General features: G+C 69.2%; 16 protein-coding genes, 2 tRNA genes and 2 pseudogenes. 7 read left to right on the top strand and 13 right to left on the bottom strand.

The genetic code is table 11. The features are described from left to right. Positions 1-132: 132 nt before the first annotated feature. Positions 133-468, bottom strand: coding sequence for a hypothetical protein (locus tag ACH4S8_RS32105; RefSeq protein WP_398400308.1), 336 nt, complete (start codon positions 466-468; stop codon positions 133-135). Positions 469-843: 375 nt separating this feature from the next. Here ACH4S8_RS32105 and ACH4S8_RS32100 point away from each other — a divergent pair, with 375 nt between their 5' ends. Then, a complete protein-coding gene (locus ACH4S8_RS32100) occupies positions 844-1,797 on the top strand; it encodes a helix-turn-helix transcriptional regulator (protein WP_398400305.1) in 954 nt (317 codons plus the stop codon). 92 nt (positions 1,798-1,889) lie between these two features. On the opposite strand, the gene ACH4S8_RS32095 is transcribed toward ACH4S8_RS32100, so the two are convergent. From ACH4S8_RS32095 to ACH4S8_RS32065, 7 genes are all read right to left on the bottom strand, one after another. Next, the gene (locus tag ACH4S8_RS32095) at positions 1,890-2,978 is read right to left on the bottom strand and encodes a LuxR C-terminal-related transcriptional regulator (RefSeq protein WP_398400303.1); all 1,089 of its coding nucleotides are present in this window, start codon (positions 2,976-2,978) and stop codon (positions 1,890-1,892) included. Between the two features lie 932 nt (positions 2,979-3,910). Next, positions 3,911-5,032, bottom strand: a complete 1,122-nt coding sequence (locus tag ACH4S8_RS32090) for a sugar ABC transporter substrate-binding protein (protein WP_398400301.1) — start codon at positions 5,030-5,032, stop codon at positions 3,911-3,913. 880 nt (positions 5,033-5,912) lie between these two features. Then, positions 5,913-6,365: a heat shock protein transcriptional repressor HspR gene (locus tag ACH4S8_RS32085; RefSeq protein WP_398400299.1), complete on the bottom strand. Its 453-nt coding sequence runs from the start codon at positions 6,363-6,365 to the stop codon at positions 5,913-5,915. Between the two features lie 7 nt (positions 6,366-6,372). After that, a complete protein-coding gene (gene dnaJ / locus ACH4S8_RS32080; protein ID WP_398400297.1) occupies positions 6,373-7,557 on the bottom strand; it encodes a molecular chaperone DnaJ in 1,185 nt (394 codons plus the stop codon). Positions 7,558-7,590: 33 nt separating this feature from the next. After that, positions 7,591-8,250: a nucleotide exchange factor GrpE gene (gene grpE, locus ACH4S8_RS32075; RefSeq protein WP_398400295.1), complete on the bottom strand. Its 660-nt coding sequence runs from the start codon at positions 8,248-8,250 to the stop codon at positions 7,591-7,593. Continuing rightward, entirely contained in the window at positions 8,247-10,091 is a 1,845-nt protein-coding gene (dnaK, locus tag ACH4S8_RS32070) for a molecular chaperone DnaK (protein WP_355762794.1), read from the bottom strand. The genes grpE and dnaK overlap by 4 nt, the downstream gene beginning before the upstream one ends. 147 nt (positions 10,092-10,238) lie before the next feature. After that, complete coding sequence (locus ACH4S8_RS32065) at positions 10,239-11,366, bottom strand: MraY family glycosyltransferase (protein WP_398400292.1); 1,128 nt, start codon at positions 11,364-11,366, stop codon at positions 10,239-10,241. Positions 11,367-11,631: 265 nt separating this feature from the next. Between ACH4S8_RS32065 and ACH4S8_RS32060 the strand changes: the two genes are divergently transcribed. The 3 genes from ACH4S8_RS32060 (at position 11,632) to ACH4S8_RS32050 (ending at position 16,923) form a co-directional block, all read left to right on the top strand. Beyond that, complete coding sequence (locus ACH4S8_RS32060; protein WP_398400290.1) at positions 11,632-13,908, top strand: (Fe-S)-binding protein; 2,277 nt, start codon at positions 11,632-11,634, stop codon at positions 13,906-13,908. A gap of 337 nt (positions 13,909-14,245) precedes the next feature. Beyond that, positions 14,246-15,739 (top strand): FG-GAP and VCBS repeat-containing protein, encoded by a 1,494-nt coding sequence (locus ACH4S8_RS32055; protein ID WP_398400288.1) that lies wholly within the window; start codon positions 14,246-14,248, stop codon positions 15,737-15,739. Positions 15,740-15,870: 131 nt separating this feature from the next. Further along, positions 15,871-16,923, top strand: a complete 1,053-nt coding sequence (locus tag ACH4S8_RS32050; RefSeq protein ID WP_398400286.1) for a Yip1 family protein — start codon at positions 15,871-15,873, stop codon at positions 16,921-16,923. A gap of 213 nt (positions 16,924-17,136) precedes the next feature. On the opposite strand, the gene ACH4S8_RS32045 is transcribed toward ACH4S8_RS32050, so the two are convergent. Then, positions 17,137-17,646 carry a phosphoribosyltransferase gene (locus ACH4S8_RS32045; protein WP_398400705.1) on the bottom strand — a complete coding sequence of 170 codons (510 nt, stop codon included), beginning with the start codon at positions 17,644-17,646 and terminating at the stop codon, positions 17,137-17,139. Positions 17,647-17,656: 10 nt separating this feature from the next. Beyond that, positions 17,657-18,232, bottom strand: a complete 576-nt coding sequence (gene dcd, locus ACH4S8_RS32040; protein WP_398400283.1) for a dCTP deaminase — start codon at positions 18,230-18,232, stop codon at positions 17,657-17,659. A gap of 693 nt (positions 18,233-18,925) precedes the next feature. Here dcd and ACH4S8_RS32035 point away from each other — a divergent pair. After that, positions 18,926-18,999 (top strand) — tRNA-Gly (locus ACH4S8_RS32035). A 49-nt stretch (positions 19,000-19,048) separates the two neighbouring features. On the opposite strand, the pseudogene ACH4S8_RS32030 reads toward ACH4S8_RS32035, so the two are convergent. Beyond that, positions 19,049-19,686, bottom strand: a pseudogene (locus ACH4S8_RS32030) (tyrosine-type recombinase/integrase); the annotation flags it as partial. Positions 19,687-20,055: 369 nt separating this feature from the next. Between ACH4S8_RS32030 and ACH4S8_RS32025 the strand changes: the two are divergent. Further along, entirely contained in the window at positions 20,056-20,385 is a 330-nt protein-coding gene (locus tag ACH4S8_RS32025; RefSeq protein WP_398400280.1) for a hypothetical protein, read from the top strand. Positions 20,386-20,884: 499 nt separating this feature from the next. Here the strand turns inward: ACH4S8_RS32025 and ACH4S8_RS32020 are convergent. After that, positions 20,885-20,969: transfer RNA gene (locus ACH4S8_RS32020), tRNA-Ser, on the bottom strand. A gap of 42 nt (positions 20,970-21,011) precedes the next feature. On the opposite strand from ACH4S8_RS32020, the pseudogene ACH4S8_RS32015 reads away from it, so the two are divergent. Then, a pseudogene (locus ACH4S8_RS32015) lies at positions 21,012-21,259 on the top strand (IS630 family transposase); the annotation flags it as partial. Between the two features lie 43 nt (positions 21,260-21,302). Here the strand turns inward: ACH4S8_RS32015 and ACH4S8_RS32010 are convergent. Next, positions 21,303-21,944: a hypothetical protein gene (locus tag ACH4S8_RS32010; protein WP_398400278.1), complete on the bottom strand. Its 642-nt coding sequence runs from the start codon at positions 21,942-21,944 to the stop codon at positions 21,303-21,305. Positions 21,945-22,128 lie beyond the last annotated feature (184 nt).

Here is a 22,128-nt window from a genome sequence, read left to right as displayed (position 1 = left end):
CCACCCCGTGCGAGAAGGGGGCGGAACCGGGAGATTTCCCCGGAAACTGCAGCGGCGTCACCGTGTTCAGGTCACGGTGACGCCGCTGCGGGGGGAAGTACCTGCGCGATCTACTACGACGGGGGAATCGCGTCAGGCACTGCGGGGGGTGGCTGTGGCGGTCTCGACGTCCGGGACGTCGGGTCCGGTGAGCTGGTGGTCACGCTGGTCGAGGTTCACGAAGATCATGCCGTACCGGATGGCGCACCGGACGGGCTGCGGCGCCCCCCGAGGCCGCCGCAGACACCGGTAGGCCCGTACGTCCTCGTCGTCGTCGCGGGTGACGACGACGGGCTCCCCGAAGACGGTCACCATCAGCGAGTCACCGCTGTAGGGGATGGCGGTGACCAGGTCGATGAAGTGCCAGCCGGACCGGTAGGCGGTGGCCATTTCTCGGCGGAAGGAACGGTCGTCCGGGGGAATAGTCATGTCAAGCCCAGACACTGTCGTCAGTGCGGTCAGGAGACACCGGCCAGACACTGTCGCCGGCCACCACGGCGGTCGCGGCCGCCGCCGGCCAGACGCTGTCTGCCCGAACGTCGCCCTTCGCATCGGAGAGGCCACTCAGCGCTCCGAAGGCCGTGACGGCGGAGAAGGCGGCGACAAGCACCAAGCGAAGCATTTTCTTACGCATAATCGGCTTCGTCCTCACTTGAAGGTCCCCTCTTCCCCCGTCGGATACGACGATGGCTCATTTGGGGAGGTCATGGCCACACAATCGATGCATCATGTTCCTGCACGTTCAGGACCCTGGGGGGTGGAGATTTGATAACCAAAGGGACTAAAGCGACACATCCCCATGCGGTGACCGAGTTGTGCGGGGAAGGTGGCCGACTTTATGCGAACGCTCTCCGCACGGGACGCATCGCCCGCGCAGACGTGGAGAGTGCTCCCTGTTTGATGGAGTTCGCCCTCCTCCACCCGGATCCTGACGATGCGAACTGGCTGCGCCCCGTGCCCCCGTCGGCCGCCCTGGCCCAGCGGCTCAACGCCATAGAGCGCGAGATCACCGAGCGCAGACGGATGTCGATCCAACTGGCCGATGCTTTCGAGCCGTTCATGACCCTCAGTGCGCAAGCGGCTGCGCCCACTCACTCGATCACCGTGCTCGAGGGCAACGACCGGATCAACGCGGCACTCGACCTGGCCACGGCCCAGTGCCAGACCGAGATGCTCACGGTCCAGCCGAGCGGCCCCCGCCCCGAACGCAACCTCATTCAGGGGCTGGAGCGGGACAGGCCTTTGATCGAACGTGGCGTGCGCATACGGACCCTCTATCAGCACACCGCGCGATACAGCCCCGAGAAACTGGCCTACGTGGACCAGCTCTCCAACGGCAAGGTGGAGCACCGCACCATCGACGAGCTGGTCGAGCGGCTCATCATCTGCGACAAGACCGTCGCCTTCATCCCCACCCGCGACGACCAGAAGGTGGCCCTCGAGCTTCGTCACCCGGGCCTCGTCCGCTACCTGATCAAGGTCTTCGAGTTCATGTGGGGCCGCGCCGTCCCGCTGAACGCCGGCGCACCGTACCAAACCGCCCCCGACGGCATCACGGACATCCAGCACTCCATCGCGAAACTCCTCGTGGAGGGCCACGTGGACGAGGCCATCGCCCGCCGCCTCGGCATGAACGTCCGCACCTGCCGCGCCCACATCGCCAAGCTGGCCTCCGCCCTCGGCAGCGGGAGCCGGGCCCAACTCGGCTTCCTGATAGCGCAGTCGGGGCTCCTGGACCAGTCCGAGGGAGGGGAGTGACCCCGGCCGGCGGCCCGTTACGGGACGCGCCGGGCCGGGCTTCGAAGACCGTTGCGGGCCGGGCGTCAAAGGTCGCGGCAAAAGCATCACCGTCAGCGGCCGGCCGGGGATCCGCGGTCGGGCACGGCGGGGGATCCACGCTCGGGAACGGCGGGGGCGGCCGGCGCGGCCTCCGCGACGGTGACCGCCTCGGGCGCGGGGGAACGCTGCGGCCCGTCCAGACCGGCCTGAGCGATCCGCACGCCGAGCTGCGTCCGGCTCGCCGCGCCCAGCGTCTCCGACAGCCGGGCGATGTGCGCCCGGCACGTACGCACGCTGATGCCCAGGCGTTCCGCGACGACCGCGTCCTGATGGCCCTCGGCCAGCAGCGCCGCGATGGACCGCTCCCGGTGGGTGATGCCCTCGATGCCCGTCGAGGGCATGGGCGAGGCCAGCGGGATCGCCAGACGCCACAGCCGCTCGAAGACCGTCACCAGGTAGTCCACCAGCGCGGGGTGGCGCAGCTCCAGCGCGATCGTGCGGTCCGGGTTGGCGGGGATGAAGGCGACCGTGCGGTCGAAGAGGATGAGCCGCTCCACGACCTCGTCGAGCGTGCGCGCCTCGGCCGCACCGCCCATCAACTCCATGTAGTTCAGGAGGCCTTGGCCGTGACGGGCCACATGGGTGTACAGATCGCGCATACGCACCCCGCGCCGGCGCATCTCCAGCGCCCGGTGCAGGCCCTCGACGAGTTCGTCCTCGCGCCGGATGCCGCCGGGCTGCACGGTGAGGACTTCGCGGGTGCACTCCTCGGTCGCCTTGTCCATGGCGGCGTGGATCCGCGGCAGCCCGTCGAGGACCCGGATCGCCACCCCCTCGGCCGGCGTCCGCACCCGGCCGCCGAGGCCCGCGTACCACTCGAAGGCCGACACCGCGTCGCCCACCCGCGCCTGGCTCGCGCTGACTTCCTCGTACACACCCCGCAGGAGCCGGGTCATGACCTCCTGGGGCGAGGTCGGCACCAGCCAGCCCATGTCGTCCGGATCGGGGTGCAGCAGCGCCAGTTCCAGCAGACAGGGCACCGACTCGGCGTCCTCGCGGGGCACCCGGCCCCGCCGCACGGCCCGGGAGTACACCCGGTCGCCCGCAGCGCACAGCCGGTCAGCGCCGTGCGGATGCCTGTCCGTCCCGTGCCCGGCCATCTCCCACCCCTGGCTCCAGCTCCAACCCCTGGCGTGAGCCCCGCGTCAGGGCGTCCTCCGCAGCGCAACTATGCGCGGACGCGTCCGGCATCGCAACAAGGCTTCGCCGCCGGGAGACGTCCGTTCGCCCCTGCTCGTCCCCATAGATCCTGACCTCCGCCCCGCCCCTTGCAACAAGCTGAAGCACTGCCGCCGGAACGCCGGAACGCTCCGCGAAAGAGCCCCCGCGAGCCCGCCGGCTCCCACCCGGACCCCGCACCCGCGAACACAACTCCGTTCACGCTCAAGGGACTTGCCGGACGCCCGCACGGCCGCGCCGGAGGCTTCGACCGCGCCTCGGCCGCGGAAGCGGAAGCTACGACGGACGGGGCGGAGCGACGGAAAGTTCACAAGCCCCGTGGACGGCACGAGCGGCACCCGTGACGAACGCGCGGTAACGGTCCCCGGAGGACCGGTGCCACCACTCGGTCGGACGGTCGACGAGCCCCACGGCGTCCAACGCGTCGGCCGGAAACCGCCGGTGCGCCCGCGCGGCCCCGGTGATGCCGTCCGCGGCTGTGTATCATGCGCCCCCGCTTTCCTCGGGGCTCGCGTTCAGGCGCGTGCCCCTGTCCGGTTCCCGGCCGGAGGCGTCGACGGGGGTGAGGTCGACGGCGGCGCCCGCGCCGTGCGGGGCGATCATGCCCGAAGGGGGCGTGCGGCCCCGGAGGGCGCCGTGAGGGGTGGGTGCACGCGCCCGGGGGTCCGTGGCGCGGCGGGAGCGGGCAGGCGGGCGTACGCAGCCTCCGGGAGGCGTACCGGGCCCGGGTGCCCTCTCCGACCTGGGGGGTGGCACTGGAACGGCCCCGGTCGCGGGTGGCGCCGTGGGCGCGCACCCGCGAGCGGGGCCGAGTTCGTGTGCTCCCGCCGTCCCGGACGGCGGGGCAAGGGTCCTACTTGATGCCGAGCGAGGAGCAGAGCGACTTGTAGGGCGCCGTGCAGACCTTGGCGACGGGGTAGATGCCGTCCTGGATCACCGTGTTCTCGACGTTGTCCTTGGTGAGGGCGACGACGGGCACGAGCTGGGACGGGACGTCCTTGGTGGTGGGGCTGGTGACCTTGTCGCGGGTGAGCGCGTCGAACTCGATCGAGCGGCCCTGGACCCGGGCGACCGCCATCTCGGCGGCGGCGCTGGCCTCCTGCGGGTACGACTTGTACACGCTCATGTACTGGTCGCCCTTGATGATCCGCTGCACGGCGTCGAGCTCGGAGTCCTGGCCGGTGACCGGCGGCACCTTGCTGACGCCCGCCTCCTTGAACGCGTCGATGACCGCGCCCGCGATGCCGTCGTTGGCGGCGTAGACACCGGCGATGTTGCTCAGTCCGACGGCCTGGATGGACTTCTGCATGTTGGCCTTGGCGTTGACCGGGTCCCAGTCCTTGGTGTCGTACGCGGCGGAGATGATCACCTTGTCCTGGAGCTCGGACAGGGCGCCCTTCTTGAACTGCGCCGCGTTCGGGTCGGTCACCGAGCCGTTCATCATGATGATCTTCTTCGAGGCCGAGCTCGTGCCCAGCGCGCCGACCAGGGCCTTGGCCTGGGTCTCGCCGACGAGCTCGTTGTCGAAGGAGATGTACGCGTCGATCGGACCCTGCGCCAGACGGTCGTAGGCGATGACCGGGATGCCGGCGTCCTTGGCCTTGCGCACGCCCTTGGCGATCGTCACCGAGTCCACCGCGTCCACGAGGATGACGTCGACCTTGTCGTCGATCATCTGCTGCATCTGGCGGAGCTGCTTGGCGGCGTCCTGCTCGGCGTTCAGGTAGACGACGTCACCCTTCTTCTCGGTGAGCTTCAGAACCTGGTCCCGGATGATCGGGTAGTCGAACTTGTCGTAACGGGTGTTCTGCTTCTCCGGGAGGAGCAGGCCGACCTTGATGTCGTCGCCCTTCGTGGGGCTTGCCGAGGTGCCGCTCCCCCCGATGCCCAGGCCGCAGCCGGAAACGGTGATGGCCATGGCGGAGGACGCCACGGCTATGGCGGTACGGCGCAGGCCGGTGTTACGAGTGTTCACATCAGGTGCCTTCCGGGCGAGGTTGCAGCATTGCGACCCAGGTGGCTGAAAGCCAACGCGGCGATCACCTCAGCGTCAAGGAGTAACCACTTAACGAGATGGCAACGGCGTTTCGTGTTCCACAAGTGAACACGACGGGGAAAGACTACGCCCATCCACCGACCGATCCCCTCAGCTTCACCTTCTGTCATTCACAGGTACAACCAACTTCCGTTCACAGGAGTCGCGACCGCCGACGGTTTTTAACTGCCGTTGACGATCAGTCAGGCCCGAAGGAACGCACGCACAGAGCCGTCGGTGCGCAGGACACCCTCGCTCCGGCCCGCACGCCCGTCACCACCGGCGGGCCGCCCGGCACGGCCGGCACGGCGGTCTCCGCAGTGACCAAGCGCACACCGCCCACCCATAAGCGGCAGTTCCACGCGAAATCCACTTTCCCGGGCACGCCGAAGGGCGGACCGCGACTCCGCGGTCGACCGGAACCGGGGCTCGAGCGAACCCTGGACCCTCCCCGTCACCACCCGGGACGAAATGCGGTTCTATCAGGACGACATACGTAAAACGGACCCCCGGAAGAACATCTCGGCCACTCGGTCAAAAACGGTCAGCCTCACCATTCGCGCAGAAAAGGGCACCCTGCGCGTCGATTTCGCCGACGGGACAGACAAGGCAAACATTGCTTTCACCCGCAAACCGGTCACCTCTCCCGGCACCGACAAGATCAAGCCACTTGTTCCCACGGGTTCCACGGCGTCGCACGACACCGCCACCGGCCGGTCCGGGTCTCCTGGTGGGCACCCCGGACCGAGCGCACGCGAAGGGGCCCGGAGGTCGATGACCTCCGGGCCCCTTCGGGTTCGGTACCGCTCGGGTGCCGGTGCTAGTCGGACGTCCGCTTGGGGCGCCACACCACCAGCGCGCTGGTGTGCTGGACCTCCTGGTACGGGACCAGGTCGCGCCGGTAGGAGGCGTGCACGGCGGCCTCGCGCTGCTGCATGGCCACCGCGGCGCCGTCCAGGGCCGACTCCAGCTCCGCGACCCGGGACTGGAGCGCGGCGACCTGGTTCTCCAGCTCGATGATGCGCTTGATGCCGGCCAGGTTGATGCCCTCGTCCTGCGACAGCTGCTGGACGGTGCGCAGCAGCTCGATGTCGCGGGCCGAGTAACGGCGCCCCCGGCCGGCCGTGCGGTCGGGAGAGACCAGACCGAGCCGGTCGTACTGACGCAGGGTCTGCGGGTGCAGTCCGGAGAGCTGGGCCGCCACCGAGATGACGTAGACCGGGGTCTCCTCGGTCAGTTCATAGGGGTTGCGTCGACGACCGGTCGTGTCCATGGCTCCGTCATGCTCCCTTCGCGGCCTGGAACAGCTCCGCCCGCGGATCCTCACCCGCGGTCGCCTCGCGATACGCCTCCAGAGCGTCACGAGCCTTGCCGGACAGGTCCTGGGGGACCGTCACCTCGACGGTGACCAGGAGGTCGCCGCGCGTGCCGTCCTTGCGGACCGCACCCCTGCCCCGGGCGCGCATGGTGCGTCCGTTGGGGGTGCCCGGCGGCAGCTTCAGCGTCACCGGAGGACCGCCCAGCGTCGGCACCTTCACCTCGCCGCCCAGCGCCGCCTCCGCGAAGGTGACGGGCACGGTGACGGTGAGGTTGTCGTCCTTGCGGCCGAAGACCGGGTGGGCGCCCACATGGACGGTGACGTACAGGTCGCCGGCCGGGCCTCCCCGCTCGCCGGGAGCACCCTTGCCGCGCAGCCGGATCCGCTGGTTGTCGCTGACACCGGCGGGAATCCGGACCTGCATCGTCCGGGACGACTTGGCCCGGCCGCTGCCCGCGCACTCCATGCAGGGGTGCTCCGCGATCAGACCGCGGCCCTTGCAGTCCGGGCAGGGGTCCGTGAGCGAGAACCCGCCGCCCGAGCCCCGCGCCACCTGACCGGTGCCGACACAGGTCGGGCACACACGCGGTGTGCCGTTCTTGTCGCCGGTGCCCGAACAGGCCTTGCAGGGCGCCTGCGAGGTCATGCGCAGCGGAACGGTCGCGCCGTCCACCGCCTCCGTGAAGGAGAGCGTGACCTCGGTGTCGATGTCCTGGCCGCGCCGGGGCTGCGTACGCGTGCCCGGGCCGGCGCCGCCGCGGTTGAACAGGCCCCCGAAGACGTCGCCTATGCCGCCGCCGAAGCCGCCGGCCCCTCCCGCTCCCTGGCCCTGGGCGCCGCCTCCGAAGAGGTCACCCAGGTCGAAGTTGAAGTTGCCGCCGGCGCCGGGACCGGGACGGAAGCCACCGTTGCCGAAGAGGGCGCGTGCCTCGTCGTACTCCTTGCGCTTCTTGGGATCGCCGAGCACGTCGTTCGCCTCGGAGATCTCCTTGAAGCGCTCCTCGGCCTTGGCGTTGCCCTTGTTGGCGTCCGGGTGGAACTCGCGGGCGAGCTTCCGGTACGCCTTCTTGATCTCGGCCTCGGTGGCGTCCTTGGGGACGCCGAGGACCTTGTAGAAGTCCTTCTCGATGAAGTCCTTGGTGCTCATCCTCGACGTCCCTCCTCCCACATCGGTTCAAGCTCAGCCCTCGTCCGGGCCACCGCTCTCCTTGTCATCGGCCGCCTCGGCCGAGTCCTCGGCCTTGACCGTCTGCGCCCCGGGCTGCGGCTCGGCGACGGCCACCCGCGCGGGGCGGATGGTCCGTTCGCCGAAGCGATACCCCGGCTGCAGAATCGCCACGCACGTCGTCTCCGTGACGTCCGGCGCGTACGAGTGCATCAGGGCCTCGTGGATCGTCGGGTCGAAGGGCTCGCCCTCCTTGCCGAACTGCTGGAGCCCCATCTTCGCCGCGACGGTCTCCAGGGATTCGGCGACGGACTTGAATCCGCCGACGAGCTCCCCGTGGTCCCGCGCGCGGCCGATGTCGTCGAGCACGGGCAGGAGTTCGGTCAGGAGGCTCGCCACGGCGACCTCCCTGACCGCGATCCGGTCGCGCTCGACGCGGCGGCGGTAGTTCTGGAACTCGGCCTGGAGCCGCTGGAGGTCCGCGGTGCGCTCGGCCACTGCCATGCGCGCCTGGTCCAGCTGGGCCGTCAGGCCGGCCAACTGTGCTGCTGCGTCCCCGTCCGGGGCCGCCGCCCCCTCCGCAGAGGGGGTGGCGGTCTGCGGCTCGGCGTCGTCAGAGGTGGCGCCGGAAGGGACGTCGGGCTGCTCTTCGAAGCCCGGGGTCTCCTCCGTCACGCGGCACCGTCCCGGCGGTCCTCGTCGACGATCTCCGCGTCGACGACGTCGTCGTCGGCCTTCGGGGCCTCGGCGCCGTGGGCGTCGCCGCCCGCGGCCTGGCCGGCCTGGGCGTCGGCGTACATGGCCTGGCCGAGCTTCTGCGAGACCGCGGCGACCTTCTCGGTGGCGGTGCGGATCTCGGCGCTGTCCTCGCCCTTGAGCGCGGCCTTCAGCTCCTCGACGGAGGCCTCGACCTCGGTCTTGATCTCGCCGGGGACCTTGTCCTCGTTGTCCTTGAGGAACTTCTCGGTCTGGTAGACGAGCTGCTCACCCTGGTTGCGGGTCTCGGCGGCCTCGCGGCGGGCGTGGTCCTCCTCCGCGTACTTCTCGGCCTCCTGGCGCATGCGGTCGACCTCGTCCTTCGGCAGCGAGGAGCCGCCGGTGACGGTCATCTTCTGCTCCTTGCCCGTGCCGAGGTCCTTCGCGGTCACGTGCATGATGCCGTTGGCGTCGATGTCGAAGGCGACCTCGATCTGCGGGACACCGCGCGGGGCCGGCGGCAGACCGGTCAGCTCGAACATGCCGAGCTTCTTGTTGTACGCCGCGATCTCGCGCTCGCCCTGGTAGACCTGGATCTGCACGGACGGCTGGTTGTCCTCGGCCGTCGTGAAGATCTCGGACCGCTTGGTCGGGATCGTCGTGTTGCGCTCGATGAGCTTCGTCATGATGCCGCCCTTGGTCTCGATACCGAGGGACAGCGGGGTCACGTCGAGGAGCAGGACGTCCTTGACCTCACCCTTGAGGACACCGGCCTGGAGGGCCGCGCCGATGGCGACGACCTCGTCCGGGTTCACACCCTTGTTGGCCTCGTTTCCACCGGTCAGCTCCTTGACGAGCTCGGCGACGGCGGGCATACGGGTGGAGCCACCGACGAGAACGACGTGGTCGATCTCGGACAGCTGGATGCCGGCGTCCTTGATGACGTTGTGGAACGGCGTCTTGCAGCGCTCCAGGAGGTCGGCCGTCAGCTGCTGGAACTGGGCGCGCGTGAGCTTCTCGTCCAGGTGCAGCGGGCCCTCGGCGGAGGCCGTGATGTAGGGCAGGTTGATCGAGGTCTCGGTGGACGAGGACAGCTCGATCTTGGCCTTCTCGGCGGCCTCGCGCAGACGCTGGAGCGCCATCTTGTCCTTGGCGAGGTCCACGCCGTGGCCGGAGCGGAACTGCTGCACCAGGTAGTCGACGACGCGCTGGTCCCAGTCGTCACCACCGAGGTGGTTGTCACCGTTGGTGGCCTTCACCTCGACGACGCCGTCGCCGATCTCCAGGAGGGACACGTCGAAGGTGCCGCCACCGAGGTCGAAGACGAGGATCGTCTGGTCGTCCTTGTCGAGGCCGTACGCCAGGGCGGCGGCGGTCGGCTCGTTGACGATACGAAGGACGTTGAGACCGGCGATCTCACCGGCTTCCTTCGTCGCCTGACGCTCGGAGTCGTTGAAGTACGCCGGGACGGTGATGACCGCGTCGGCCACCTTCTCGCCCAGGTACGCCTCGGCGTCGCGCTTCAGCTTCTGCAGGATGAAGGCGCTCATCTGCTGCGGGTTGAAGCTCTTGCCGTCGAGCTCGATCTTCCAGTCGGTGCCCATGTGACGCTTCACCGAACGGATGGTCCGGTCCACGTTGGTGACCGCCTGGCGCTTGGCGACCTCGCCGACGAGCACCTCGCCGTTCTTCGCGAAGGCGACGACGGACGGCGTGGTCCTGGCGCCTTCGGCGTTGGTGATGACGGTGGGCTCGCCGCCTTCGAGAACGCTGACGACGGAGTTAGTCGTGCCCAGGTCGATGCCGACCGCACGTGCCATTTCGATTCCTCCAGCAATGACTTGAGTGGAACGGACTCAAGTGTGCACGACGTCCGCCTCCCGGTCAACAGACCTGAGTCGCAGGGGCTCAACTCTTATCCGCTCCTTACACGCATGGGGCCTCTGACCTGTGCTTTTCTCGCTGTGTCAGTGAACCCTCACCGCATCCGGTGCCTCCGGACGGGGACGCCCCGGACGCCCCAGCGGCCTCGGACCGGGTCCCCCGGGGGCCGGGATCGCATGCGGATGGACACGGCGCGGGCGGGACGCGGGACGTGATCCGGGACGCAGGGCCCCCGCGACGGCGACCGCCGCCACGGCGACCACCACCCACCAGGCGGCTCCCGCTCCGAGCCACCCGAGATCGATGCACAGCCCCACGAACGCGGCCGCGAACGCGGCCAGTCCCGTCACGACCATGACCCCCTGCCGGGTGAGCCCCGCCCGCCGCAGCCGGTGCACCAGATGGTCCGGCGCCGGGCGCAGCAGCGGCCGCCCCGCCCGCCGCCGCGACACCAGGACCAGGACGGCGTCCGCGCTGGCCACGGCCGTGAGCGCGAAGGCGGCGCCGAGACCGGGCCCGGCCGGCCGCTCGGCGTGCACCTGCACGACCGCCGAGGCCAGCAGGAACCCGGTGAACAGCGATCCGCACCGCCCCGGCGCGATCCGGGCCGGCGGCCAGCCGTGCATCAGGAAGCCGGTGAGGGCGGCGGCCAGCACGCTGAGCAGCGCCGCGAGCCCGTCCATCAGCTCGGCCGCCGCGCACCCGCCGAGCGCGAACGCGGTGATCACGCCGACCGTCCCCATCACCCCGTCCGCGTGGTCCAGCGAGCGGAAGGCGTACGTGACGAGGACGGTCCAGGCCACCGCCAGCACACCGGCCGGCATGCCGAGTTCGTCGTAGGGGACGGTGAGCGCGGCGGCCACGGCGACGCCCGCCCCGCACACCACCGGGGGCACGGGCAGCAGATCGACGGCCAGGCCGAGCAGGGCGACCACGATCCCGGCGACCAGCAGCCGCCCGACGTCCGGTCCGAGCGGGGCGGCTCCGGTCCAGTCACCGGCCCGGCCGACGAGCGCCGTCGCGCCCGCCACGGCCACCCCGCCGAGGAGCGGGACCGGTCTCGCCCTTGCGGGCGCCCGCGGTCTGGCCCGGCGGGCGGGCAGCCCCGTCCCGTCGGCCGGGCCGAGGCGCAGGGAGAGTGACCGCAGCAGCGCGGTGAGCGTGGCGGTCAGGAGCAGAGCGGCGGTGGCGGCCGTGATTCCGTACAGCACGTCGCCAATTTAGGGGTAATTGTCACAGTATTGGGTGAATAACACGATCAGGTTTACACGTCCTGCCGTCCCGGGTGAACCGGACCCGGCACCCGCCTCCCGGGCGCCCACTCAGGCTTCCCTCAGCGACGCAGATCACCGCACCTCTGACTACAGTGCGGCGGAGGAAGTGGGTAGTCTCAGACGGACTGCATAAGTTACCGCTTAGTAATCAGCTTCGAGCTCGGCCTCGGAGCAACACCTCGCAGGCCCGAGGAGCCCCCGAATGCAACTCGCCGCGATCATTGTGTCGCTGGTCCTGACCGTGATCGGCGTAGCGCTGATCTCGCGGGCCGTCGCGCAGATCTACCGGTTCATCAAGCTCGGCCAGCCCGTACCCGCGGGCAGTCGCACCGACGACTGGAAGGCCCGCAGCGTCACGCTGGCCAGGGAATTCGTCGGCCATACGCGTATGAACCGGTGGGGGATCATCGGCGTCGCGCACTGGTTCGTGGCCGTCGGCTTCCTGACGCTCGGCCTGACGATCGTCACGGCCTACGGCCAGCTGTTCAAGGCCGACTGGACGCTGCCGGTGCTCGGCGGCTTCCTCCCGTACGAGCTCTACACCGAGTTCATCGCGCTGTTCACGACGCTCGGCATCCTCGTGCTGATCGCCGTCCGGCAGCTGAACCGGCCCTCGAAGCCGGGCCGCAAGTCGCGCTTCGCCGGCTCCAAGACCGGCCAGGCCTACTTCGTCGAGGCCGTGATCCTCGTCATCGGCCTCGCGATCATGACCCTGCGCGGCCTGGAGGGCGCGATCCACGGTGTCGACCACTACGAGGCCGCGTACTGGGCCTCGTACCCCCTGGTCGCCGCCTTCAAGGGCCTGAGCCTCGGCACCCTGCAGAACCTGGTCTACCTGACCGCCATGATCAAGCTCGGCGTCACCATGGGCTGGGCGATCACGGTCGGACTCAACACCAACATGGGTGTCGCCTGGCACCGCTTCCTCGCCTTCCCGAACATCTGGTTCAAGCGCGACGCCAAGGGCGCCACCTCGCTGGGCGAGCTGCTCCCGATGACCAGCGGCGGCAAGGCCATCGACTTCACCGACCCCGGTGAGGACGACGTCTTCGGCGTCTCCCAGGTCGAGCAGTTCTCCTGGAAGGGCCTGCTCGACTTCTCCACCTGCACCGAGTGCGGCCGCTGCCAGTCGCAGTGCCCCGCCTGGAACACCGGCAAGCCGCTCTCCCCCAAGCTCCTCATCATGTCGCTGCGCGACCACGCGCACGCCAAGGCCCCGTACCTGCTGGCCGGCGGCGGCAAGACCATGGAGGGCGAGGAGAAGGCGTCCGAGGAGCAGCTCAAGGACGTTCCCGCGGCAGCCCTCGCCGAGGCCGAGCGCCCCCTCATCGGCACCGCCGAGGAGAACGGCGTCATCGACCCCGACGTCCTGTGGTCCTGCACCACCTGCGGCGCCTGCGTCGAGCAGTGCCCGGTCGACATCGAGCACATCGACCACATCGTCGACATGCGCCGCTACCAGGTGATGATCGAGAGCGCGTTCCCGTCCGAGGCGGGCACGATGCTCAAGAACCTGGAGAAGAAGGGCAACCCCTGGGGCCTGGCCAAGAAGCAGCGCCTCGAGTGGACCAAGGAGGTCGACTTCGAGATCCCCGTCGTCGGCCGCGACATCGAGGACCTCAGCGAGGTCGAGTACCTGTACTGGGTCGGCTGCGCCGGCGCCCTGGAGGACCGGGCCAAGAAGACCACGAAGGCCTTCGCGGAGCTGCTGCACATGGCGGGCGTCACGTTCGCGATCATGGGCGGCGACGAGAAGTGCACCGGTGACTCCGCCCGCCGCCTCGGCAACGAGCCCCTGTTCCAGGAGCTCGGCATGGAGAACGTCGCCGCGCTGAACATGGCCTTCGGCGAGGACGACGAGGACGAGTCGACGAAGAAGCCGAAGTCGGCGAAGAAGATCGTCGCCACCTGCCCGCACTGCCTCAACACGATCGGCAACGAGTACCCGCAGCTCGGCGGCGACTACGAGGTCATCCACCACACCCAGCTGCTCCAGCACCTCATCGACGAGGGCAAGCTGCTCCCGGTGACCCCGGTCGAGGGTCTGATCACGTACCACGACCCGTGCTACCTGGGCCGCCACAACAAGGTCTACACGCCCCCGCGCGAGATCATGTCCGCCGTCCCGGGCCTGCGCCAGCAGGAGATGCACCGCCACAAGGAGCGCGGCTTCTGCTGCGGCGCCGGCGGCGCGCGCATGTGGATGGAGGAGCGGATCGGCAAGCGCATCAACAACGAGCGTGTCGACGAGGCCCTGTCGCTGAACCCCGACATCGTCTCCACCGCCTGCCCGTTCTGCCTCGTCATGCTGACCGACTCGGTCAACGGCAAGAAGAACGACGGCAAGGCCAAGGAGTCCATCCAGGTCGTCGACGTCGCCCAGCTCCTCCTCGAGTCGGTCAAGACCCCGGTCGAGGAAGAGCCCCCGGCGGGCGCGGCCGAGTCGGAGAGCGAGCCCGAGCCGGAGCCGGTGAAGTAGCCGTCCCGTCCGGACGACCGTCCGACACGAATGTCTGACCCGGCCGCCTGACCCGGCCGTCAGGCACAGCCGACCGGCCCGGTCCGGATCGGTGGAACCGGTACCCCCGTGCTCCGCGGAGCACGGGGGTACCGCCGTGTCCGGCACCGCCGTGCGCGGTGGGCGATACGCCCGACGTGACCGCCGTACCCGTACAACCCTTGCCCGCCGTCGCGGGTCTCCTGTTCGCCGGCCGATCAGTGAACTGCCGCACAACGCACGGCGAACGAGGGCGGTCGGCACCCCATCGACAGGGGATGCGTGCCCCGCATCCCCGCATGCCGCAGGAGAATCCCGCATGCCCAAGCGTCACCCGCACCACGTGCGCCTCGCTCTCGCGACGGCAACGGCCGCCGCGCTGACCGGCGGTCTGCTCACGTTCTCGGCTGCGACCGCGACCGCCGCGGACTCCACGAGGGTCTCGCAGGCCGACTTCAACGGCGACGGCATCGGCGACGTGGCCCTCTCGGCCCACGGCGCCTACGTCAGCGGCCACGCGGGCGCCGGCCAGATCGTCGCCCTCTACGGCACGGCCACCGGCGTGTCGTCCGCCAAGCGCTCCACGATCAGCCAGAACACCGCCGGCGTCCCCGGCACCGCCGAGGCCGGCGACGCCTTCGGCGCCGAGTCGGCGTACGCGGACTTCAACGGTGACGGGTACGACGACCTCGCCGTCGCCTCCCCGTCCGAGAAGGTCGGCACCGACACGAACGGCGGCGCCCTCGCCATCCTCTGGGGCTCCGCGAACGGCCTCACCGGCAAGAGCATCGACGTCCCGGACCCGTCCCCCTCCTCGCACGACTACTGGGGCAAGGACCTGGCCGCCGGCGACTTCGACGGCGACGGCAAGGCCGACCTCGCGGTCGGCAGCTCGGCGAGCACGCTCTACGTCTACAAGGGCGGCTTCAGCACGTCCGGCACCCCCGGCGGCCGTACGACGGTCAAGCCTCCGATCCAGTCGGGCACCAACGACAACCCGTACGGCCCGCTCAGCCTGACCGCGGGCGACGTGAACGGCGACGGCAGGACCGACCTGATCGTCGACGGCTTCGAGACCCAGACCGACGACGGCTGGAACACGAACTACTTCGTGCCCGGTACGGCGAGCGGCCTGAGCGTGGCGTCCGCCAAGGCCCTCAAGCCCGGCATCGTCACCGGCATCGGCGACATCAACGGCGACGGCTTCGGCGACATCGTCAGCGGCGCGGGCTGGGACGGCGCCCTGGACGACGGCACCCCGATCCCGGACTCCGCCGACGGCGGCAAGGTGAACATCACCTACGGCTCGGCGTCCGGCCCGGCCGGCACGACCGGGGTCACCCAGAACAGCGGCAGCGTCCCGGGCACCTCGGAGAAGGGCGACGGCTTCGGCTGGGACCTGGACATGGGCGACGTCAACGGCGACGGCTACCAGGACCTGGTCGTCTCGGCCCCGAACGAGGACATCGACGGGGTCACCAACACCGGCATGGTCACCGTCCTGTACGGCTCCGCGGCCGGCGTCGACGTCTCCTCCGGCGCCCAGGCCTTCGCGCAGAGCACGGCGGGCGTCCCCGGCAACGACGAGAAGGGCGACCTGTTCGGCGCGGACGTCAAGCTCGACGACGTCAACGGCGACCACCGGGCCGACCTGATCGTCGGCTCGTACGAGAACTCCGCCGACGGCGCGGTCACCTACCTGCCCTCCAACGGCAGCAAGATCACCACGACCGGCTCCCGCGTCGTCTCGCCGAGCGCCTCGGGCGTCTCGACGACCGGCACCCCGCAGTTCGGCGCCGTCTTCGCCGACTGACCGGCGACCCGCCCGGCCCACCGGCCGACTGCTCCCGAGAGGGGGCCGCCCGTCCCCGGGCGGCCCCGCTCCCCGGGGCATTCCGTCGAACACCCGCTCCCGTAGGGGCCGCCCGCGGCGGCCCCTAGGGGATGTCACAGCTCGGCCCCAATGCCGGGCCCGTCGCCCCGGCACCGACACGTCACTCTTCGGGACCAGGTACGTTCGATGACGTGGCTGGATTCAGGATCGGACGCGGGGGCCGGGACAACCGTGCCCCGCAAGGGCGACCGCAACAACAACCGTCGTACGGACAGTCCTCCCAGGGACGTGGGCAGCAGTCCCCCCGGGGAGGCGGGCAGCAGCCGTACGGCTACCCGCCCGCGCCGCAGCAGCCGCAGTACGGGGGACAGCAGCCGTACGGCGGCCAGCAGGGCCCTCAGCCCTACCGCGGCGGGCAGCAGCAGGGCGGCTGGCCCCAGGGCGGCGGACCCGGCGGCGGGTACGACGAACCGGAGTACTTCGGCGACGGTCACCCGCAGCAGGGCCCGGACCCGTACGCCGCGAACAGCCCCGGCCACACGCAGGCCTTCTCGATCGGCGAGGACCCCTACAACCAGGGGGACACCTACCGGGCGGGCCAGGCGGCCGCGCCGCCGGTCGGTCCCCGGCTGCACTGGAAGGACCTGCTCAAGGGCATAGTGATGGCCCCGGGCCGGACCTTCCTCCAGATGCGCGACTACACGATGTGGGCCCCGGCCCTGATCGTGACGTTCCTCTACGGCCTGCTGGCGGTCTTCGGCTTCGACGGCGCCCGCGAGGACGCGATCAACGCGACCCTCTCCAACGCCGTCCCGATCGTCCTGACGACCGCCGTGGCCCTCGTGCTCAGCACGTTCGTCCTGGGCGTGGTCACCCACACCCTGGCCCGTCAGCTCGGCGGCGACGGTGCCTGGCAGCCCACGGTCGGCCTCTCCATGCTGATCATGTCCATCACGGACACCCCGCGGCTGCTGTTCGCCATGTTCCTCGGCGGCGACGCGTCCTTCGTCAAGCTCCTCGGCTGGATCACCTGGGTCGCCGCGGGCGCGCTGCTGACCCTGATGGTCGGCAGGTCCCACGACCTCCCGTGGCCGAAGGCCCTCGCCGCGTCATCCATTCAGCTGATCGCCATCCTGTCGATCATCAAGCTGGGCACGTTCTGACACCGACGACGGCACACGCGCCCGTCCAGGGCAGGTGAGAGGGGCTCCCGGCACACCACCGGGAGCCCCTCTCGCGTCACCACGGCCGACTTCCACGGGATGGGTGCCCCCAGGGGCCGCCGCCCGCGTGGCGAGCGGGTGCGCGAAAGCCCCCGGCGACCCGCCGGGGGCTTTCTGACGTGCCGGGTCGCGGCGACCCGCGCCACCCGTGGGTCAGAGGGCTTCCTTGTTCTCCTTGGACGCCTCTCCCGACTTGTGCACCGGGGGCAGGACGCTCCAGGGGAAGTTGATCCAGTCGTCGGTCCGCTTCCAGACGTACTCGCACTTCACGAGCGACTGGGTCTTCTCGTAGATCACGGCGCTGCGGACCTCGGCGACCTCGCCGACGCAGAAGTCGTGCACCAGCTTGAGCGTCTTGCCCGTGTCGGCGACGTCGTCGGTGATCAGGACCTTCTTGTCGGAGAAGTCGATCGCGTTGGGGACGGGGGCCAGCATGACCGGCATCTCCAGCGTCGTCCCCACCCCCGTGTAGAACTCGACGTTCACGAGGTGGATGTTCTTGCAGTCGAGGGCGTAGGCGAGCCCGCCCGCGACGAAGACACCGCCCCGGGCGATCGAGAGCACGATGTCGGGCTCGTACCCGTCGTCGGCGATGGTCTGGGCGAGTTCGCGTACGGCGACGCCGAAGCCTTCGTAGGTGAGGTTCTCGCGCGCGGGAGCCATGGTCATCGCCTCAGACCTGGGTGCGGTGGAAGTTCAGGAAGGACCGCGAGGCGGTCGGCCCGCGCTGACCCTGGTAGCGGGAGCCGTACCGGTCGCTGCCGTACGGGAACTCGGCCGGCGAGCTGAGCTTGAACATGCACAGCTGCCCGATCTTCATCCCCGGCCACAGCTTGATCGGCAGGGTCGCGAGGTTGGACAGCTCGAGGGTGACGTGCCCGGAGAAACCGGGGTCGATGAACCCGGCGGTGGAGTGGGTGACCAGTCCCAGCCGTCCCAGGGAGCTCTTGCCCTCCAGCCGCGAGGCGAGGTCGTCGGGCAGCGAGATGACCTCGTACGTACTGGCGAGGACGAACTCTCCGGGGTGGAGGATGAACGGCTCGTCACCCTCGGGCTCGACGAGCCGCGTGAGGTCCGCCTGTTCGACCGAGGGGTCGATGTGGGGGTAGCGGTGGTTCTCGAACACCCGGAAGTAGCGGTCGAGCCGCACGTCGATGCTCGACGGCTGCACCATGGATTCGTCGTAGGGATCGATCCGGACCCGCCCGGCGTCGATCTCGGCCCGGATGTCCTTGTCTGAGAGAAGCACGTCCTGAGGATACGCAAGGCGCGCGGAGCCACCACAATCGTGACGACCCCACGCGCCCGCACCACTCGTTCACTTCACGCGCTTCATGCGCTTCACGCACGACGGCGGTGTACTGCATGCACTGCGACGACGGCGTCGCCCGGTCCACCGCACCGCGAGGACATCGCCGGCGCCATCGCCGTCACGCCAGTGCCCCGGTGCCGACGCACCTCTGCCGCGCCCGCCCCTGTCACACTGCCGCTGTCACTGCGTCCTACTGCTCCGACACTGCCTTCTCCAAGGCCACCGGCACCACACTGCGGAGCCGGGCACACCGTGGACACCGGAGCAGCCGGCCGGGGCCGAGCCGCTCGGCCTGCTGCATCGGGAACGAAGCGGTGCTGAACACGTGCCCCTCGGCACAACGGACGACGGTGCGCTCCATCAAGTCCCAGAGTCCCTTCCCCAAGAGCCGCGTCAGGCTGATGCCCTGACAACGAAAGCCACATTACGGGATGAAAGGGATGGCTCTCCAGGCGGCACTCCGCCCCCGCCCGGACCCGCTCCAGCGCCCCCACCGTACGCCCCAACTCCGGCACCCCGCAGCCGCATCCGCCCTCCGAAACGCGAACGGGCCCCACGGCTTCGACGCCGGGGGCCGGGCATGAGGTACAGTGAGCGAGCATTCGGACACCGGCCCAACCGGCGTCTTACGCGGGTGTAGTTTAGTGGTAGAACATCAGCTTCCCAAGCTGAGAGTGCGAGTTCGATTCTCGTCACCCGCTCCATGACAGAGGCCCAGGTCATCGACCCGGGCCTTTTTGCTGTCCGCTGTGATCACTCGCCGCGTGCCAGATCCGTGCCAGAACATTGTTCGTCTGGATCATCGGTGTTCTCAACTGGCACGGCAGCAGCTTCCTGTACTTCCTGGCGTGCCTGGCGGACGGTCACGTCGAGTCCCGCAGCAACTTCCTGCTGTCGATCGTCGTCGGAGTGCTGATAGATCAGCGCCGCCCTCTCCGAGGACTGGTCGGCCCGCACCATCATGTCCTTGAGCGTCGCACCGGAGCGCGTGGACAGGGTGTGCCCGGTGTGCCGGAGGTCGTAGAACCGAAAGCCCTCCGGCATGCCGACCAAGGCCCGTGCCTTTCTCCACTTCGTGCCGAAGGTGCTGCGCCGGAAGGGAGCTCCTTTCTCCCCGACGAAGATCAGACCGTTGGCCCCTCCTCGGCGTACGACTCCAGATGCCAGCGCAGCTCTCGACGGAGGAACGCGGGAAGGACGACCGTTCGAGTGCTCGCCTCGGACTTGGTTTCTCCCTGCACGCGACGCCCGTTCATCCGCTCCGGCTCGGCGAGGCGAACGCAAATACGCAGGGTGTCGAGGTCGACGTCTCGGCGGCGGAGGCCGGCCAGCTCTTCCGGCCGCATCGGACCGTAGGCGCCGAGGTAGACCATGAGGCGCCACCGCATGCCCGCGAGCGCGGGCTGGCCCTTGGGCTTGGCCCAGGGCCGCAGCGAGTGCGGGCCCGAGTCGAGAACGGTAACCACGCTGTGGGCCGGTTGGCTCCGAGACTTTAGGCAGCCACCATGGGGCGAGCCTCGAAGATCATGGCCCCAACGTCGTGCTTTACGGGCAGGTCCACAGACTGCCCGACTCGCCGGAAGCTCAAGGGGCCATGATCACTCGCCCCATGGCAGCTCCCGCCCAAAGTCTCGGAGCCGACCTCTCAGCGTCGTCGACCGCAGACCGTGGTGCGCCGGTGGTCCGACCAGGAACTGCTCGACCGATCAAGGATCGGATTCGCGCTGTCTCCCGGCCCACGCGGCTGCGATTGTGGATGCATGAGCGATCTCAAGGCGCCGAAGCCCGCGCCCAACAGCGAGGAAGTGGCTGCTCAGTGGCAGGCGCTTGTCGCGGGCGACGTGACCCGTGAGGCGGTCCATTCATGGGCAGCCTCATGGGTCGAAGACGAGGCAGCGATCCGCATCCCGCCGTTGGTCTTCGGGGCCCTGCAGCATCTGCACGGCTTAGACCTGTGCCGGGATCCACATCGTCCGGGAGTCGTCTGGCACGGCACCACGGGTGAGGGTGAGTGGATCCACTCGCCTGACGACATCGCCGGCGGATTCGCCCGCTGGCAGGAGAGGCGCAGTCGTAACGGCGTGGGCTGACATCAGCGACTGACACCAACGAACGCGAACAACGGCGACCGACGCCAGATCTCGGCGGACGCTCGACTGAAGCGCCAGGACGGTTTGTCACTGTCGGCAAGTCCCTGTCTTCGACCTGATAAGGACGAGGCAGCAAGGCCAAAGCTGCTCGCCGGACGTGACTCTCAGTCGGTAAGCCCCTGCTTGTGCAGGGCGGCACGGGCCCGAAAGCGGATACGGCCGCAACAATCACGATCTTCATCCGAGGTCTCTGGACCGCAGCAACAATGCTCTGCCAGCCGACGGAGGTCATCGGGAGCGAGCCAGAGGGCGACCCGCCCCATCTCGTGCTCTCGCTGCGGGTCAGTGGGAACAACAGCAGTCATGGCAACAGAGGCTATCCGTGCCCTTATCGTGCCCGTTCGCTCGAGGAGCCAAGGGGAACACCGGGCGCCAGCGGTGCCAGGACATGGCAACGGCCCCTGACCGAGTTACCTGGTCAGGAGCCGTTCACCTGCGGTGGGTGTGGGATTTGAACCCACGGTGACTCGCGCCACGACGGTTTTCAAGACCGTCGCGATCTCGGGTGCCTTACCTCTTTGGCCTGCAAGGAAACCCCGAGGGCGCCTCTGCAAGCCGCCCTCGGGCTGTGCTTCACGCCGACAGACGCGTCCTGGGCCAACCCGATCGAGGCGCACTTCGGGCCGATGCGGCAGTTCACCATCGCCAACTCCAACCACCGCAACCACACCGTGCAGACCCGGGCCTTGCACGCCTATCTGCGCTGGCGCAACGCGAATGCCCGTCACCCCGACGTGCTCCCAGCTCAGCCCAGCGCCGCGAGCGCGCTCGCATCCGCAGCGAGAAGGGCATCCGTTGGGGCGGACGTCCCCTCGCCGAGCCGCTTGACCAGCCCGGCGACTTTGCCCGGTCGGGTCCTAGCAGTAGCCGTCCACCCGGGCGTCGGCTGGAGTGAGGTTGGGCCAGGGATGTCCTGCTCTGTCGGAGGCAGCGGACCGTAGGAGGTCAAGAATCGTGCACCCCGGGTAGCCCCGAAAACTCGCATAGACACCCCGGTAGTAGCAGCTCCAGTAGCTCACGACCCGCCGTTGAGTGCGAGCGAAGAAAGCAGGGTTGTCCAACAGGAACCGCCCGTAAGCGAGGTGGCCGCAGGTGCCGGGCGCGGCGAGATCACGGAGCTCATCGCAGATGACGACCAGGATCTCCAAGACGTACTCGCCCACCAGCTGCACGACGAAGGGGACGACCCATGGGTCCGTGGAACCAACGACCTTCTCCAGGTGGCGCTGCCTGACCCTGCCGTCGCAGTGCCTTGAGTACAGGCAGTGCAGAAGCTGTTGTTGGCGCGACGAAAGCGACGCCACCCTGTCAGTTGGCGGCTCGTCGTTGTAGAGGCGCCCGGGGATCAAAACCTGCTGGCCCTCGACAGCGACCGAGAACGAGGCATGCGGCTGGAACCGAGAATCGGGCATCACCGCCAGGACTGCCTCGGCATCGCTTGCAAGCTCGGCTGGAAACGCCGTGATCAACGGATTGCTGCGGTCGGAAAGCGGCTGCACGAGCCGAGCATAGGCGGACGCCTCGGCCCGGTAGCTGGCATTAATGGCCCCACACCCGCCCAACCCGGCGAAGGTATGTGGTCAGAGCACTAGTGTGATGCGCCAGAAATCCTGATGCTTAGTTACTACCCTGTTGGCATGTCGCATCCCGGGCCTTCTGCTGTGGAGATCACACTGTCCAAGG

Origin of the sequence: Streptomyces sp. NPDC021080, assembly GCF_044333225.1 — a bacterium.
Classification (GTDB): Bacteria; Actinomycetota; Actinomycetes; order Streptomycetales; family Streptomycetaceae; genus Streptomyces.
The sequence above is the reverse complement of the archived record's forward strand: the minus strand, read 5'-3'. Positions and strand labels throughout refer to the sequence as shown.

Bases quoted from the DNA above. Each gene is read 5' to 3' on its own strand.
- ACH4S8_RS32045 (WP_398400705.1), bottom strand. From the start codon at position 17,646: ATGGCTCCCGCGCGCGAGAACCTCACCTACGAAGGCTTCGGCGTCGCC.
- dnaJ (WP_398400297.1), bottom strand. From the start codon at position 7,557: ATGAGCACCAAGGACTTCATCGAGAAGGACTTCTACAAGGTCCTCGGC.
- ACH4S8_RS32105 (WP_398400308.1), bottom strand. From the start codon at position 468: ATGACTATTCCCCCGGACGACCGTTCCTTCCGCCGAGAAATGGCCACC.
- dnaK (WP_355762794.1), bottom strand. From the start codon at position 10,091: ATGGCACGTGCGGTCGGCATCGACCTGGGCACGACTAACTCCGTCGTC.
- ACH4S8_RS32025 (WP_398400280.1), top strand. From the start codon at position 20,056: ATGAGCGATCTCAAGGCGCCGAAGCCCGCGCCCAACAGCGAGGAAGTG.
- ACH4S8_RS32055 (WP_398400288.1), top strand. From the start codon at position 14,246: ATGCCCAAGCGTCACCCGCACCACGTGCGCCTCGCTCTCGCGACGGCA.
- ACH4S8_RS32050 (WP_398400286.1), top strand. From the start codon at position 15,871: ATGTCACAGCTCGGCCCCAATGCCGGGCCCGTCGCCCCGGCACCGACA.
- ACH4S8_RS32060 (WP_398400290.1), top strand. From the start codon at position 11,632: ATGCAACTCGCCGCGATCATTGTGTCGCTGGTCCTGACCGTGATCGGC.
- ACH4S8_RS32095 (WP_398400303.1), bottom strand. From the start codon at position 2,978: ATGGCCGGGCACGGGACGGACAGGCATCCGCACGGCGCTGACCGGCTG.
- ACH4S8_RS32085 (WP_398400299.1), bottom strand. From the start codon at position 6,365: ATGGACACGACCGGTCGTCGACGCAACCCCTATGAACTGACCGAGGAG.